The organism is Streptomyces sp. BV286 (assembly GCF_019090165.1).
Lineage (GTDB): Bacteria > Actinomycetota > Actinomycetes > Streptomycetales > Streptomycetaceae > Streptomyces.
The window spans coordinates 81721-95829 of record NZ_JAHRIB010000178.1; the positions used below are offsets into that span (position 1 = coordinate 81721).

The 14109-nt window shown below is 71.8% G+C and carries 16 protein-coding genes and 1 pseudogene; 6 read left to right on the top strand and 11 right to left on the bottom strand.

Annotated features, from left to right (window positions below):
• Positions 1–53: 53 nt before the first annotated feature.
• From KUF83_RS34235 to KUF83_RS34250, 4 genes are all read right to left on the bottom strand, one after another.
• Positions 54–695 carry a PadR family transcriptional regulator gene (locus tag KUF83_RS34235; RefSeq protein WP_217458924.1) on the bottom strand — a complete coding sequence of 214 codons (642 nt, stop codon included), beginning with the start codon at positions 693–695 and terminating at the stop codon, positions 54–56.
• Between the two features lie 54 nt (positions 696–749).
• Positions 750–1292, bottom strand: a complete 543-nt coding sequence (locus KUF83_RS34240; RefSeq protein WP_217458925.1) for a DinB family protein — start codon at positions 1290–1292, stop codon at positions 750–752.
• A gap of 115 nt (positions 1293–1407) precedes the next feature.
• Positions 1408–2868, bottom strand: a complete 1461-nt coding sequence (locus tag KUF83_RS34245) for an aldehyde dehydrogenase family protein (RefSeq protein ID WP_217458926.1) — start codon at positions 2866–2868, stop codon at positions 1408–1410.
• A 128-nt stretch (positions 2869–2996) separates the two neighbouring features.
• Entirely contained in the window at positions 2997–3821 is an 825-nt protein-coding gene (locus tag KUF83_RS34250) for a helix-turn-helix transcriptional regulator (RefSeq protein ID WP_217459006.1), read from the bottom strand.
• Between the two features lie 365 nt (positions 3822–4186).
• Between KUF83_RS34250 and KUF83_RS34255 the strand changes: the two genes are divergently transcribed.
• Positions 4187–4663, top strand: coding sequence for an ATP-binding protein (locus KUF83_RS34255; protein WP_254644769.1), 477 nt, complete (start codon positions 4187–4189; stop codon positions 4661–4663).
• Between the two features lie 102 nt (positions 4664–4765).
• Here KUF83_RS34255 and KUF83_RS34260 read toward each other — a convergent pair whose 3' ends face one another.
• The 5 genes and pseudogenes from KUF83_RS34260 to rpmG form a co-directional block, all read right to left on the bottom strand.
• Positions 4766–5008 (bottom strand): DUF397 domain-containing protein, encoded by a 243-nt coding sequence (locus KUF83_RS34260; RefSeq protein WP_269246827.1) that lies wholly within the window; start codon positions 5006–5008, stop codon positions 4766–4768.
• Between the two features lie 293 nt (positions 5009–5301).
• Complete coding sequence (gene rpsR, locus KUF83_RS34265; RefSeq protein ID WP_217458928.1) at positions 5302–5532, bottom strand: 30S ribosomal protein S18; 231 nt, start codon at positions 5530–5532, stop codon at positions 5302–5304.
• A gap of 2 nt (positions 5533–5534) precedes the next feature.
• Positions 5535–6992 carry a GTP-binding protein gene (locus tag KUF83_RS34270; protein WP_217458929.1) on the bottom strand — a complete coding sequence of 486 codons (1458 nt, stop codon included), beginning with the start codon at positions 6990–6992 and terminating at the stop codon, positions 5535–5537.
• Positions 6993–7087: 95 nt separating this feature from the next.
• A pseudogene (locus KUF83_RS34275) lies at positions 7088–7330 on the bottom strand (type B 50S ribosomal protein L31); the annotation flags it as partial.
• 5 nt (positions 7331–7335) lie between these two features.
• Positions 7336–7500, bottom strand: coding sequence for a 50S ribosomal protein L33 (gene rpmG / locus KUF83_RS34280; protein ID WP_217458931.1), 165 nt, complete (start codon positions 7498–7500; stop codon positions 7336–7338).
• Positions 7501–7566: 66 nt separating this feature from the next.
• Here rpmG and rpmB point away from each other — a divergent pair, with 66 nt between their 5' ends.
• From rpmB to KUF83_RS34295, 3 genes are all read left to right on the top strand, one after another.
• Positions 7567–7803 (top strand): 50S ribosomal protein L28, encoded by a 237-nt coding sequence (gene rpmB, locus KUF83_RS34285; RefSeq protein WP_217458932.1) that lies wholly within the window; start codon positions 7567–7569, stop codon positions 7801–7803.
• Positions 7803–8108 carry a 30S ribosomal protein S14 gene (rpsN, locus tag KUF83_RS34290; protein WP_217458933.1) on the top strand — a complete coding sequence of 102 codons (306 nt, stop codon included), beginning with the start codon at positions 7803–7805 and terminating at the stop codon, positions 8106–8108. Before rpmB ends, rpsN begins: the two co-directional genes overlap by 1 nt.
• 144 nt (positions 8109–8252) lie before the next feature.
• Complete coding sequence (locus KUF83_RS34295) at positions 8253–8765, top strand: hypothetical protein (RefSeq protein ID WP_217458934.1); 513 nt, start codon at positions 8253–8255, stop codon at positions 8763–8765.
• Positions 8766–8801: 36 nt separating this feature from the next.
• On the opposite strand, the gene KUF83_RS34300 is transcribed toward KUF83_RS34295, so the two are convergent.
• Positions 8802–11327 carry an FUSC family protein gene (locus KUF83_RS34300; RefSeq protein ID WP_308403260.1) on the bottom strand — a complete coding sequence of 842 codons (2526 nt, stop codon included), beginning with the start codon at positions 11325–11327 and terminating at the stop codon, positions 8802–8804.
• A 172-nt stretch (positions 11328–11499) separates the two neighbouring features.
• On the opposite strand from KUF83_RS34300, the gene KUF83_RS34305 reads away from it, so the two are divergent.
• Entirely contained in the window at positions 11500–12057 is a 558-nt protein-coding gene (locus KUF83_RS34305) for a DUF4232 domain-containing protein (RefSeq protein WP_217458935.1), read from the top strand.
• A 1-nt stretch (position 12058) separates the two neighbouring features.
• On the opposite strand, the gene KUF83_RS34310 is transcribed toward KUF83_RS34305, so the two are convergent.
• Positions 12059–13204: a DUF2786 domain-containing protein gene (locus KUF83_RS34310; RefSeq protein WP_217458936.1), complete on the bottom strand. Its 1146-nt coding sequence runs from the start codon at positions 13202–13204 to the stop codon at positions 12059–12061.
• Between the two features lie 132 nt (positions 13205–13336).
• On the opposite strand from KUF83_RS34310, the gene KUF83_RS34315 reads away from it, so the two are divergent.
• Positions 13337–14068: a Clp protease N-terminal domain-containing protein gene (locus KUF83_RS34315; RefSeq protein WP_217458937.1), complete on the top strand. Its 732-nt coding sequence runs from the start codon at positions 13337–13339 to the stop codon at positions 14066–14068.
• The last annotated feature ends 41 nt before the right edge of the window (positions 14069–14109 follow it).

Below are 14109 nucleotides of genomic sequence, written 5' to 3' on the forward strand. Positions count from 1 at the left end.
CTACCAACCCAGCGAGAGACGGTATGCCCACACGGCGGTTTAGTCAAACTTGATTACTTGGCATCCTCCGGATGCGTCTCCCCCGTCGCGTACGGGTTGTCCTCGCCCTCCGCGAGCACTCCCACGAACGGCTCGCCCTCGCCCGCGAAGGTGTACGCGCCGCCCTTGAGGCGCTGGATCAGGCCGCGGGTCCACTCGGCGCCGCTGTCGGCGGAGTGCACCCAGAAGTTCATGATCTCGCCGATGTGACCGAGCTGAGCGGGGCCGTCCTCCGGCACGTAGTGCTCGGTGACGGCCGAACGCCACTCCTCGATGACGCGAACGCGCTCCTCCAGGAGTTCGAGCGCCTCCTCGCGGCGCAGGTCCACCACGAAGCCGAGCGCCGCGGAGAGGATGTCCGGCTTCTGGTCGTACGAGGTGAGGGACTCGCGCAGGAGGGTGAAGTACTCCCCCGTGCCCTTCTCCGTGATCTCGTACTCCGTGCGGGGCGGGCCGCCGGCCGTGGACGGCGCGATCTCGTGGGCGATCAGCATGCCCTGCTTCGCCATCTGCTTGAGCGCGTGGTAGATCGAGCCGGGCTTGGCGTTGGACCACTCGTGCGCGCCCCAGTACTCCAGGTCGTTGCGCACTTGGTAGCCGTGGGCCCGGCCGTGCTGGCGTACGGCGCCCAGGACGAGGAGGCGGATCGCTGACATGCGGTCAAGCGTAGGACGCCCCGCGTCGTCCCGGGCACCTGCCCCGGCGGACGCTCAGCCCCAGCCCTGCTGCTGCGCGACGAGCTCGAAGGCCGTCCTGCCGTCGAGGGACTCGCGGATGACGTCGGCGTGGCCGGCGTGCCGGGCCATCTCGGCGATCAGGCGCAGCAGCAGCCAGCGCATCGAGACGGCCTCGTCGTCCGGGAACCAGGGCTGGTCGGGCAGCGGGAAGGTGTCGTTCAGGCTGGGCACGGACCGGATGAAATCCTCGGTCCGGCGGGCGACCTTGTCCCAGTAGGCGAGCATCGACTCGACCGTCTCGTCGCCGGTCAGCCTGAAGCTGTCGCCCCAGGTCTCCTCGGAGCGCTGGACGTCGGGCGCCACCTGCTGCGCCCTCGACAGCCAGCCCTGCTCGGTCTCCGCGACGTGCTTGAGCAGCCCGGAGAGGGAGAGTTCGCTGGCGCTCGGGCGGCTCGCGGCCTGCTCGTCCGTCAGCCCGAGCAGGGTCCGGCGGATGCCGCCGCGCTGCTCGTCGAGAAAGGCGAGCAGCGCGCCGCGCTCGTCGCCGTGGGCTTCTGCGTGCACGTGCATGACCATGGGAGCCGCCTTTTCGTGGGTGCCGTTTCCTTCTCGACACCCACGAAGTTACGGGCCCTTGCGGTCAGCTTCTGTCCGCAAGGGCCCGCGACGGGGGAAGAAATCCGGACCGGGATCAGAACGGGAAGAAGCTGCGGCCGTGCTGCACCGAGATCCACTTCTGGGTGGTGAACGCCCCGACCGTCGCCTCGCCGTTCAGGCGGCCGAGGCCCGAGGCCTTCTCGCCGCCGAACTCGACCAGCGGCTCGTCGTGCACGGTGCCGTCGTTCACGTGGAACATGCCCGTGTCGATCTGCTTGGCGAAGGAGACACCGCGCTCGACGTCGGCGGTGTGCACGGCGCCGCTGAGCCCGTAGGGGGTGTCGTTGACGATCCGTACGGCCTCCTCCTCGCCGTCGAACGGGACGAGGAGCGCCACGGGGCCGAAGATCTCCTGCCGGAGGATGTCGGAGTCGGCGGGCAGACCGGTCAGGACGGTCGGCTCGACGAGGTTCTCGTTGACACCGCCGTGCACGAGGGCGGTGGCGCCCTCGGCGATCGCCTGGGCCACGACGCCCGAAACGGCGTCCGCCTGGGAGGAGTTGATGAGCGGGCCGATGACCGTCTGCGGGTCGTTCGGGTCGCCGACCTTCAGCGTCCTCACCTTGGCGACGAACTTCTCGGTGAACTCCGCCTCGACCGAGCGGTCCACGAGCACGCGGTTCGCGGCCATGCAGACCTGGCCCTGGTGCACGTACCGGCTGAACACGGCGGCGTCCACGGCGTAGTCGATGTCCGCGTCGTCCAGGACCACCAGCGCGCTGTTGCCGCCCAGTTCGAGGACGGAACGCTTGAAGTTCGCGGCGCACACCGTGGCGACGTGGCGGCCGACCTTGTCGGAGCCGGTGAAGGAGATGACCTTCGGAACCGGGTGCTCGATGAAGGCGTCGCCGATCTCCGCGATGTCGGTGATCACGACGTTCAGCAGACCGGCCGGCAGACCCGCGTCCTCGAAGATCTTCCCGACCAGCGAGCCGCCCACGATCGGGGTGTTCTGGTGGGGCTTGAGCACCACGCCGTTGCCCAGAGCCAGGGCGGGCGCGACGGACTTCAGCGACAGCAGGAACGGGAAGTTGAAGGGGCTGATCACACCGACGACGCCGACCGGGACGAGGTAGAGGCGGTTCTCCTTGCCGTCGACCGGCGAGGGGATGATCTTGCCCTCGGGCCGCAGCGCCAGGTTGATCGACTCGCGCAGGAACTCCTTGGCGAGGTGCAGTTCGAAGCCGGCCTTCAGATGCGTACCGCCGAGCTCCGCGATGATCACCTCGGCGATCTCCTGCTCGCGCTCCTCGATGATCCGCAGGGCCTTCTCGAACACGGCACGACGCGCGTACGGGTTCGTCGCGGCCCATTCCTTCTGGGCGCGGGCGGCGGCGCGGTAGGCCTGATCCACCTCGTCGACCGTGGCTATCGTGATCGAGGCGAGCTTCTCACCGTCGTAGGGGTTGAAGTCGATGATGTCCCAGGAACCGGTCCCCGGGCGCCACTCGCCGTCGATGTACTGCTGAGCGAGGTCGGTGAAGTAGGACGACATGTGATCCCTCAATCCCTTGCTGCCGCGGCAGCCAGCCTGATCATCTTCACGGTCTGATCACACGTCATCGTACTGGTGTCGCAAGGGAGTTGAGGCCGACCTCGGCAGAGAGGGAAGCGGGGGCGCCGTCAGGAGAGCTGGAGCAGGCCCCTGAGCAGGTCGCGGCTCTCGTCGGGGCCCGGGCTGTCCTGCTGGAGCTCCTTCATCGCCTTCTCGTACTGGGCGACGTCCTCGCGCTTGTCCAGGTACAGCGCGCTGGTGAGCTGCTCCAGGTACACGACGTCGGAGAGGTCTGACTCGGGGAAGCTGAGCACCGTGAAGGCCCCGCTCTCGCCCGCGTGCCCGCCGAACCGGAACGGCATGACCTGGAGCCGTACGTTGGGGCGCTGCGAGATGTCGATGAGGTGCTGGAGCTGACCGCGCATCACGCCCGGGTCGCCGTACGGCCGCCGGAGCGCGGCCTCGTCCAGCACGACGTGGAACTCGGGCGCGCTCTCCGACACCAGGTACTTCTGGCGCTCCAGGCGCAGGGCCACGCGCCGCTCGATGTCGGCCGCGCTCGCACCCCGCATCCCGCGGGCGACGACCGCGTGCGCGTACGCCTCGGTCTGCAACAGGCCGTGCACGAACTGGACTTCGTACGAGCGGATCAGGGACGCGGCGCCCTCCAGGCCCACGTACGTCGGGAACCAGCTGGGCAGGACGTCCGAGTAACTGTGCCACCAGCCCGCGACGTTGGCCTCCTTGGCGAGGGAGAGCAGCGAGGTGCGCTCCACCTCGTCGGAGATCCCGTAGAGCGTCAGCAGATCCTCGACGTCCCGCGTCTTGAAGCTCACCCGGCCCAACTCCATACGGCTGATCTTCGATTCGGAGGCTCGGATCGAATAACCGGCCTTCTCCCGGGTGATCCCGCGCGACTCGCGCAGCCGCCTCAGGTGAGAGCCGAGCAGCATGCGCCGTACCACCGATCCCGACTCCTGCGCGCTCACGTTCGTCCGCCTCCCCAACCCGTTCTCAAGGGCCGCAGTCTGCCACTAAAACACTTCAAGCAGTACTCGTTCGGTTACAGAAACGGCAAGCTTTCAAGTGAGACGCACAGGAATCGGCAAGGAGAAGACAAGCCAGACCCGAGAAAGCGACAAGAAGATGGCGGAAAAAATGACCCAGAAGCGGTATGGGAAGGCCCAATTCGGGCGCGTGCACGTGCATCTGCCCTTGCATCTGCTGAACGCATTCGGAACGATGGTCTCGCGCCACCGCTGCATCGCAACGACCGCGAACCCCGGGAGTGCCTCGCATGGGGACGAATGGATCGACCATGCTCGAGCCGTTACGGCAGGGGCTTCCGCCACTGGACCCCGCGGCCGTGTCCAACGCCGCCTCCTGCGCCCTTCCGCCCCGTTACGAAGCGGTGCGCGACGCACGGCAGTTCACCCGCCGCACGCTGGACCAGTGGGACGTCGGAAACCGCTCCGACGACGTCTGTCTGGTCGTCTCGGAACTCGTCACCAACGCGCTGCGGCACGCGCTGCCCGCGGACACCCCGCGCCCGGCCGACCAGGGCCCGCCCGTGCGGCTGCATTTGATGCGGTGGACCGAGCGGCTCGTGTGCGCGGTGCGCGACCCCAGTCACGACAGTCCGGTCGCGGGCGACTCCGAGGACTTCTCGGCGGAGTCCGGACGCGGCCTGTTCCTCGTCGACTCGTTCGCCGACAGCTGGGGATGGCACCCGCTGGCCGGCACGCTCAACGGCAAGGTCGTGTGGGCGCTGTTCCGCCTGGGGCCTTCCGCCTGAGGGGCCGCGGCGCTTTTTCGGGCCTCGGTTCTACGCGCGTTACGCGATCCGGGGCCAGGCCGGACACCCCGAGCGCGCGGGCGCTCCGGGCGGCTTCGGCCGTCAGCCCGCCACCAGGTGGTCGAACTCGCCGTCCTTGATGCCCAGGAGCATGGCCTCGATCTCCGCGCGCGTGTAGACGAGGGCCGGGCCGTCGGGGAAGCGCGAGTTGCGCACGGCCACCTCGCCGCCGGGCAGGCGGGCGAACTCCACGCAGGATCCCTGCGAGTTGCTGTGCATGCTCTTCTGCCAGGCCGCCTCGTGCAGCTCCGTGGCAGCCATGCCGTTGTACACGTCGTGGTCCACAGGTCGCTCCCCGGTGGTGCATTGGCGTCTGTTGCCATTGATTCAGCGATCAACTGCCCCGGATCATAGCTGTCTTCACATGCAGATGCATGGGCAGATGCACGTGCACGGGGGGTGGTCTCCTGATTACAGCTCTGACGGCGGCGGGGCCCGAAACGTTCCCCTGCCGTCCCCCACCGGTGAGAGAGACGCGCGCAGGGCCGTTCCTGTTCCAGAACAGCCCTGTCCCGTCCGTTCGACGAACGGACGGGACAGGGCTGTGGGGCCGTTGCGGCCGGGTGGAACCGCCGGGACTACCGCGACGCGTACGGCAGCAGCGCCATCTCGCGGGCGTTCTTGATCGCGCGGGCCAGCCGGCGCTGCTGCTGGGCGGAGACCCGGGTGACCCTGCGGCTGCGGATCTTCCCCCGGTCGGAGATGAACTTCCGCAGGAGGTCGGTGTCCTTGTAGTCGATGTACGTGATCTTCGCCGCGTCCAGGGGGTTCGGGCGGGGCGACAGCTTGCGCTCGGGCTTGCGGGGCATGGTCAGACCTCCAGGAGGGTGTCGAAGGCGGGCGGGAGCCGCTTCCAGGCGGGTCGGCCGGCGGCGTACTCCGCGTCGGTCAACAGGCAGGACTCCAGGAGCAGTTCGAGTCCGTCGCGGTCCAGGCCCGGCGAGGTGAAGACGAGGTGCTGGCAGCAGTCGCCGTGCTCCGGGTGCCAGTCGAGCGCGGCGGCTGCCCGGCGCACCGGCGGAACCATGTCCCAGGCCGCGTCGGGCAGGGAGGCCAGCCACGGCCCGGCGCTCTCCACGCACAGGGCGCCGCCGGCCGCGTCCCAGTGCAGCAGCGTGTCGGGCCGGTCCGCGAGCCAGAACCGGCCCCGGCTGCGGGCGGCCGCGCAGGTCAGGTCCTCCAGCGCCGCGTACAGCCGCTCCGGGTGGAACGGCCGGCACCGGTGCCAGACGAGCGTGGAGACCCCGCACTCGTCCGCCTCGGCCGGCAACAGCGCACACGCCGGATGCTGGGCCGCGGCGGCCGCCTCCACGTCGAACCCGGCGAGCGCGAGTTCCGCGAGCGCGGAACCCACGGGCTCGGGGGTCACGGACTCGGGACCCGCGGGCTCAGAGGCCGCGGGGTCGGAACCCTCGGGCCCGGGAGCCGCCGGAGCCGTACGGCCGCGGGGAGCATCACGGCCCTCGGGGCCCGCGTGGCCGTCTCCGGCGTCCTGCCCCGCCGGCCCGGGGCGCCCGGAACCCTCGAAGTCCGGACGGTCGGTCCCGAGGGCCGCGCCGGGGTCGGTGGCGCGCGGGGTCTCGTCCTCCCGGCCCGCGAACTCCTGGCCCGTGAAGTCCCGGCCCGTGAAGTCCTGGCCCGCGAACCAGGACTCCCAGCCCCACGGGTCCGGCAGAGCGACGGGGCCGATCGGTACCTGGCGGGCTGTCGGATGGAGCTGGACCAGCAGCGCGCGGTCCTCTTCGTCGGCCTCCTCCGAGTCGGCGAGGGCCAGGACCGGGGCGTACTCCAGCTGCCGGGCGAAGGTGTCGGCGACGGTGCGCTGGTCGGTCGCGGCCGCGGCGAGGCCCGCGTCGGCGAGGTCGTCGCCGTTGCCGAGGTACGGGAGCACCAGCGCGGGGTCGACCGCGGTGATGACGCCGGTGAGGTGGAGACCGGCGCTCGCGACCACCTCGGCCATCGCCTTCGGCTCGACCGAGTCCCAGAGCTCGACGATCGCGAGGCGGGTCAGGCCGTCCGCCGCGAGCCGCTCCAGCTCCGGGACCAGGTCCTCGCGCAGGGCGCAGCACGCGCAGTCGTTGACCAGCGGTGCCTCACCGGCCGACACGATGCCGGTGCGGTCGCGGACCGTGCGGACCACCGTGCCCTGTACGGCGGTCGAGAGGTCGTGGTGCAGCGCCACGGCGCCCGGCACGTCGACGAGCAGCCGCTCCACCGCCTGCCTGCGGGCGTCGGCGTGCAGTCCGCCGACGATGGCGACGCTCAGCATCACTGCTCCCCGCTCACGGCGTCCCGCTCGGCGCCCGCTTCGCCGTCGCGCGACGCGTCCCGCCCGCGCTCGCGGTCGCCGGCCTGCCGGCCGTCACGCCGGCCGAACCGTCGCTCGAAGCGCTCCACGCGGCCGGCGGTGTCCATCACGCGGGCCGTGCCCGTGTAGAAGGGGTGGCTCACGTTCGAGATCTCGACGTCGACGACCGGGTAGGTGTTGCCGTCCTCCCACTCGACGGTCTTCTCGCTCGTCATGGTCGAGCTGGTCAGGAAGGCGTGGTTCGCGGCCCGGTCCCGGAAGACGACGGGCCCGTACGCCGGGTGGATTCCCTCGCGCATGACGCTCAGCGCTCCTCTCGGAAGTCGACGTGCCGGCCTGCTACCGGGTCGTACTTGCGCAGGGTGATCCGGTCGGGGTCGTTACGGCGGTTCTTGCGGGTGACGTACGTGTAGCCGGTCCCGGCCGTGGACCGGAGTTTGATGACCGGGCGGAGTTCGTTGCGTGCCATGCGGCTAGTATATGAAAACGAATCCCATTATCGACAACGGAGAGAACAGAGAGGTACGTCACTCACATGTCCGCGCACTGCATGCTGACCGGGACCCGGCCCCGCTTCGGCAACTCCATCTCCCACTCGCACCGGCGCACGTCGCGCCGCTTCGACCCCAACATCCAGAGCAAGCGCCACTGGCTGCCGAGCGAGGGGCGGTACGTACGGCTGAAGCTGAGCACGAAGGGCATCAAGACGGTCGACGTCCTCGGCGTCGAGGCCGCCGTGGCCCGGATCCGGGCCCGTGGGGTGAAGGTCTGATGGCCAAGAAGAGCAAGATCGCCAAGAACGACAGGCGCCAGGAGATCGTCGCCCGGTACGCCGGGCGACGGGCCGAGCTCAAGGAGATCATCCGCAAGCCGTCCTCGACGGATGCCGAACGGGCCGCTGCCAAGCGGGAGTTGGAGCGGCAGCCGCGTGACGCCAGCGCCACGCGTGTGCGCAACCGGGACAGTGTGGACGGTCGCCCGCGCGGCTACCTGCGGACGTTCGGCCTCTCGCGGGTGAACCTGCGGGACCAGGCGCACAAGGGGTTCCTGCCAGGGGTCCGCAAGTCCTCCTGGTAGTGCGGCCCGACGGCGGCGGGGTCGTCCCCGCGGTGCTGAAAGGAGCGGCTGGTAGCTTGCTCCGGTCGTTCCGGTGACATCGGCGCCACCGGTGGTACCCGGCGGGTACCGGCGACCCGTCCGGCCAGACCCTTGGGGGCTTCAGTGACTTCGGCGACCTTCTCGCGCAGGCAGGCGCGGATCGCGGGCTCGGTGGCGGCGCTGGCGGCCACGCTCGCCCTGACGGCGGGCTGCAGCGGCGACAGCGGCGGGGACGGTGACAAGGACCCGTCGTCCGGCACGAGCGCGGCGTCGACCGGGTCGGCGGACACCGGTGGCGGCTCCGGCGACGGCTCGGCCAAGGCCGGGAAGCTGGAGGGCAGTTGGCTGGCCACCACGGACGGCAAGGCCGTGGCACTGGTGATCACCGGCGACGAGGCCGGGCTGTTCTCGACGAGCGGGTCCGTGTGCAGTGGCACCGCCCGTGAGACCTCCGGCATGCGGATGATCGAGCTGAAGTGCTCCGACGGGAACAAGGACCGGGCCGAGGGCATGGTCGACTCCGTCGACTCCACGACCCTGAAGGTCACCTGGGAGGGCTTCGGCAAGGAGACCTACACGAAGACGGAGGGCGGGAAGCTGCCGTCCGGGCTGCCTACGGCGAGTCTGGGTTCCTGACACCGTCACACCGCCGGTCACGCGGGCCGCGGAACCCTATGGGTGCCGCGGCCCGTTCGGCTTCTGCGGCCCGTTCGGCTTCTGCGGCTCGTTCGGCGCCCGCGGCTCGTTCGGGCTCTGCGGCCCGTCCGGCCCGTCCGGCTTGCGCGGCCCGTTCGGCCTCTGCGGCCCGTCCGGCTTCCGCGGCTCGTCCGGCGCCCGCGGCCCGTCCGGCCCCTGCGGCCCGTCCGGCCCCTGCGGCCCGTCCGGCCCCTGCGGCCCGTCCGGCCCCTGCGGGGACGCGCCCTCCGAAGCGGCCGCCGTCCCGTCGAGCGTCATGGGCGCCACGGCGGTGTCGAGAGCCTCGGACAGCTCGATGAGCGCGTCGAGCACGCGCCGTGCCGCCTCCCGCACGAACTGGTCGTTGTCGGGGGTGGTGGCCGCACCGATGCCACCGGTCTCGCCGGTCTCGCTGATCCCACCGGTCTCGCCGGTCTCGCCGGGCGCACTGATCCCACCCGACTCACCGGGCTCACCGGGCTCACCGGGCTTCCCGCCTCCGGCGGTCTCCGTCGTCTCCCAGGTGGTCAGGGCGGTGCGTACGGCGTCCCAGGTGGGGATCCGGCGTTCGCGGATGGCCTTGGCACCGTGCTGGGTGGACTCGCGCAAAGCCTCGGCGAAGGCGGCGGCGGCCGGGACCGGCGTCGCGCCGCGTTCCGGGAGATGGGCCTCCAGGAGCATGGCGACCCGGCCCAGGTGGGCGAGCGCGTCCTCGGCGTCGTCGGCGGCGGTGCGGGAGAGGCCCCGGTGACGGACCGGTTCGGCGGTGGCGCGGGCCACGGCGGCATGCCAGGCCGCGCGGGCGGTGCGCGCGGAGAGCAGGGCCTCGCGGACGTCCGGGACGCTGCGGCGCGCGGGATCGGCGTAGGCGCCGAAGACCACGTCCGCGTACCGGCCCTGCGTGGCCAGCCAGTCCGCGAGCCGGGTGCGCAGCCGCGGGGTCTCCCACGCCGGGTAGACGGCGTACGCGAGCATCGCCAGCAGGCCGCCGAGCAGGGTGAGCAGAACGCGTTCGGGCACGGTCTGGTTCCACTCCTCGCCGCCCATGCCGAGCAGGAGCACGACGTACGCGGCGATGCAGGCCTGGGCCGCGAACTGCCCCGTACGCATCAGGAGGTACATCAGGCCGGCGCACACCACGGCGAGGGTGCCGGAGAGGTACGTGCCCGGGTCGGCCAGCCGCACCACGGCCGTGGCCACGGCCACGCCGACGACGGTGCCGCCGAGACGGGCCACCGCCCTGCTGTACGTCTGTGAGAAGTCCGGGCGCATGACCATGACCGAGGTCAGCGGCGCCCAGTAGCCGTGGCCGAGAGGGAGCCAGGAGCCGAGGACGTATCCGGTGGCGGCGACGACGGACACGCGCGTGGCGTGGCGGACGACGGGGGAACCCCTGCGGAACGCCTCGCGCATCGCCTTCAGCGCCACGGGGACCAGGCCGAGGAAGGTGGGGCGGCTGCGGGGGCGGTGGGACGCGGCGGCCGGGCGCCCGCCGGGTTCCGGGAGCTGGGCCCGCGCCTCCTCGCGCCCTTGCGGGGAGGCGCCGCCCGCTGTTTCCACCACGTCCTTCAGGAGGGTGTTGAGGCGGGCGGCCGCGCGGTAGGGGCGGCCGGTGAGGATGCTCCCGGTGTCCGGGGTACGGAACGCGGCCAGTGCGGCGGGCGGGACGGTCACGGGCTCGCCGTGGCGGATCGCGTGGGCCGCCGCGTCGAGGACGGCTGCGGCGGCGCCGAGGAGTTCACGGACCCGGTCACGGGCGCGGCCCTCCGCCGGGACGCCCGTCGCCGGGTCGGCCAGGGAGGCGAGGACCGGGCGGATGCGCTCGGCGAGGCCGCGGGCGCCGTGCAGTTCGGCGGGGCGACGGCGGGCCTGGCGGGGGGTGACGGCGGCCGCGTTGCGGGCTTCCATCAGGGGCAGCGGGTCGAAGGCCGCGAGGGGGTCGTGGCGCAGGCGGCGCGCGTAGTCCCCCTCGGCGGCCAGGGCGTCGGCGAGCGCGTCCCGGTGGGCGCCCCAGCGCCGTACGGGGAACAGCACGATGAGCGCGGCCTGGACGACACCGCCCACGATCATCATGGCTGCGTGGCCCGCGGCCTGGGCGACCGAGGTCGGCAGGGTGACCGTCACCAGCATGATCGCCACGTTCGAGGAGGCGATCAGACCGATGGTCGGGCCCGCCGCCCAGCTCATCCCCGCCGCGAACGTCCACGCCACCAGCAGCGCGAGGAAGAGCGGCTCGTAGGAGACCGTGAGGTAGGCGAGGAACGTGGAGACGGCGAGGCTCGTACCGGAGGCGAGGGCCAGTTCGGGCCGGGGGCGCCAGCTGCGCTGGAACGTCGCGATGGCCGCCTGGAACGCGCCGAACGCCGAACTCGCGGCGGCGACCGGGCCGAAGGCCCACAGGGACACCGCGATCACGATCGCGAGTCCCGCCGCTCCGCGCACCGCGACGAGGGGTTCGAGCCGCGTCTTCTCCACGGCGAGGCCCGAGCGCGCGGTGTCCTTCAGCGCCCGTCGCCAGCTCACCGCGCCAGGGTACGGGAGGGGGCCGGGCGGGCGGGGCATCCGGGGCCCGGGACGTGTGAAGGTTCAACGGGCGAAGGTGCGGGGGTCGGTGGAATCCCGGCACGCGGAACCGCATGATGATCCACGACCCAGCAGCACCGAGCAGCACGACCCAGAGGCCAGAGGAAAACCCATGCGCACCCTGCCGATCGCCGCCACCGCCCTCGCGGCGGCCCTCACCCTGACCCTGACCGCCTGTGGCGGCGACGACGACGGTGGCGGTGACAAGAAGACCGGCGGCAAGAAGACCCGCTCCTCGGACACCTCCTCGACCGCCTGCGCGGCCGGCAAGCTCGGCCAGGAGGTCGTCGCCAGTGAGGCCCCGGCCGCGGGCGACACCGGGACCGTCTCCGTCACCCTCACCAACGGCTCCGGAGCCGACTGCACCCTGGAGGGCTTCCCCACCGTCGAACTGACCGCGGGCACCACCGCCTTGGCCGTCGCTCCGGAGAAGTCCGCGGCTCCGGAGAAGCTGACCGTGAAGCAGGACGAGACGGTCAGCTTCACGATCACGTACGTACGGGGTCCGGCCGGTGACGCGGCGAAGGGCGCCGCGGTGAAGAGCGCGAAGTTCGGGCTGCCCGGGGCGGGTGCCGATCAGTCCTTCGACTGGAAGTACGGCGAGGTGGCCCTGCGGAGCGCGAGCGAGCCGGACGCGTCGGTGACCCCGTTCCAGCGGGCGGGCGACTGAGTCAGGGGCGTCGCAGCGGCGGCCGCGCCCCGACCTGGGCCCGGTCCGCCGCGGCGGCCCCCTCCTGCCAGCCCGCCGCGTCGTTGACCCCGCGCATCCGGGTCGTGACGGTGTCCGGGAACATGCGTTCCGTCTCGTCCGCGACCGCCACGTCGCGCGCCACGAGAACCGGCAGCAACTCCCCCTCCGTCGCGGTCACCTGCCCCTCGGCCGCGTCGGCGAGCCGGTCGCCGATGCGGTGCGCGTACGCGGCGAGGAAGGACTGCCGGAAGGTCTTCGTGCGTTTCCTGCCGCCCGCGCGCTGGGCCGCCTCCGCCTTCGTCATCGCGGCTGTGGCCTGCACGAGGAGTGAGGTGTGGAGGAGTTCGACCGCCTCCAGGTCGGGTTCGAAACCGACGACCGTGGAGAAGCCGAGGGCCTCGTTCCACACCGCGCGGCAGCGGTTCGCCCCGGCCACCGCGTCGAGGAGGACCGCCTTCGCGGTCTCGTAGGGCGCGTCGACGCCGATCCGGCAGGCGCCGGGCGCGTCCTTCGCGTGCGTCCGCGCGGCGAGCAGCGCCTCGTCGATGCTGTGCCGCGCCATCAGTTCCTGCGCCTTGGCGCTCAGCGCCTCCGCCTCCTCCGGGAACCCGGTGGCCTCCGCCTTGGCGAGCAGCGCGCGGATGCGGGTGAGCATGCGGGTGTCCCGCGGGGCGGCGGCGGCCGTCCGGGACGACGGGGGCGCGTGCGCGTCCAGCGGTTCCAGGGAGGGCAGGCGCAGCAGCAGGCGGTACAGCTCCAGGGCTGCGGTCGCGTACGTGAAGCGGTCCGTGCGGAGCGCTCCCGGGCCGGCGTCCAGTTCGCCGAGTTGTGCGGCCCAGCGCGCGCCCCGGGGCCGGCGGTCCCGGCCGGCCTCGGCGAGGACCAGCTCCGACACGAGGCGTTCGTGCACGTCGTCCAGCTCGCGCCGCACGATCCGTACGACGTCGGCCGGCTGCCAGCCGCGCCGCCAGGCCGCCGCGACGAACTCCTCGCCGCGGCGGGCCAGTTCGGCGTCGGAGGCCGGGTCGGCGGCCAGCAGGGAGGCGCCCGTGTCGAGGGACGCGTCGGTGTCGGAGTAGAGAGCGGCCTCGAAGGCGCGCTCCACCGTGCTGGACGTACTGCTCATTCCTCGATCGTGTCACGGGCGGAAAGGCGCCCAGAAGTCACCCACGAGAGTCACCCGCAGTCGCCCACGAGAGTCACCCACAAGTGTCAACTTGAGGTTGACACTCCACCACTGTCAACTTACGGTTGACACATGACCACGAATCCACGCGGCACCACCCCCGTACGCCTCGACGACCTCATCGAGGCCATCAAGAAGGTCCACGAAGACGCCCTCGACCAGCTCCAGGACGCGGTGATCGCCGCCGACCACCTCGGCGACGTGGCCGACCACCTGATCGGGCACTTCGTGGACCAGGCCCGGCGCTCGGGCGCGTCCTGGACGGACATCGGCAGGAGCATGGGGGTCACCCGGCAGGCGGCCCAGAAGCGGTTCGTGCCCAAGGCCGAGTCGGACCTCGACCCCAGCCAGGGCTTCAGCCGCTACACGCCACGGGCCAGGAACGTGGTGGTCGTCTCCCAGGAAGCGGCCCGGGCCGCCGACCACGACCAGATCCGCACCGAGCACCTGGTCCTCGGCCTCCTCGCCGAGCCCGAGGGCCTCGGGGCGAAGGCGATCACCGCGCAGGGCGTCTCCCTGGACACCGTGCGCGAGGCCGCGACCGCCGGTCTCCCCCCGGGCGCCGAGACCGTCCCCGCCCTCATCCCCTTCGACGCCGGCGCGAAGAAGTCCCTCGAACTCACCTTCCGCGAGGCCCTGCGCCTGGGCCACAACTACATCGGCACGGAGCACATCCTGCTCGCCCTCCTGGAGCACGAGGCCGGGACGGGCGTGCTCAGCGGGCTCGGCGTCGACAAGACGGCGGCCGAGGCGAACATCGCGGAGCAACTGGAGAAGATCCGGCAGCCCCTCCTGGAGGAGTGACCGGCCGGGAACCGTGCCCGGCCCCCGCGACCCCGTTCGCG

Coding starts and splice junctions, on each gene's coding strand:
- rpsR (WP_217458928.1), bottom strand. CDS start 5,532: ATGCCCCGCAAGCCCGAGCGCAAGCTGTCGCCCCGCCCGAACCCCCTG.
- KUF83_RS34315 (WP_217458937.1), top strand. CDS start 13,337: ATGACCACGAATCCACGCGGCACCACCCCCGTACGCCTCGACGACCTC.
- KUF83_RS34310 (WP_217458936.1), bottom strand. CDS start 13,204: ATGAGCAGTACGTCCAGCACGGTGGAGCGCGCCTTCGAGGCCGCTCTC.
- KUF83_RS34270 (WP_217458929.1), bottom strand. CDS start 6,992: ATGCTGAGCGTCGCCATCGTCGGCGGACTGCACGCCGACGCCCGCAGG.
- KUF83_RS34305 (WP_217458935.1), top strand. CDS start 11,500: ATGCGCACCCTGCCGATCGCCGCCACCGCCCTCGCGGCGGCCCTCACC.
- KUF83_RS34255 (WP_254644769.1), top strand. CDS start 4,187: ATGCTCGAGCCGTTACGGCAGGGGCTTCCGCCACTGGACCCCGCGGCC.
- rpsN (WP_217458933.1), top strand. CDS start 7,803: ATGGCCAAGAAGAGCAAGATCGCCAAGAACGACAGGCGCCAGGAGATC.
- KUF83_RS34250 (WP_217459006.1), bottom strand. CDS start 3,821: ATGCTGCTCGGCTCTCACCTGAGGCGGCTGCGCGAGTCGCGCGGGATC.
- KUF83_RS34235 (WP_217458924.1), bottom strand. CDS start 695: ATGTCAGCGATCCGCCTCCTCGTCCTGGGCGCCGTACGCCAGCACGGC.
- KUF83_RS34240 (WP_217458925.1), bottom strand. CDS start 1,292: ATGGTCATGCACGTGCACGCAGAAGCCCACGGCGACGAGCGCGGCGCG.
- KUF83_RS34245 (WP_217458926.1), bottom strand. CDS start 2,868: ATGTCGTCCTACTTCACCGACCTCGCTCAGCAGTACATCGACGGCGAG.
- rpmB (WP_217458932.1), top strand. CDS start 7,567: ATGTCCGCGCACTGCATGCTGACCGGGACCCGGCCCCGCTTCGGCAAC.
- rpmG (WP_217458931.1), bottom strand. CDS start 7,500: ATGGCACGCAACGAACTCCGCCCGGTCATCAAACTCCGGTCCACGGCC.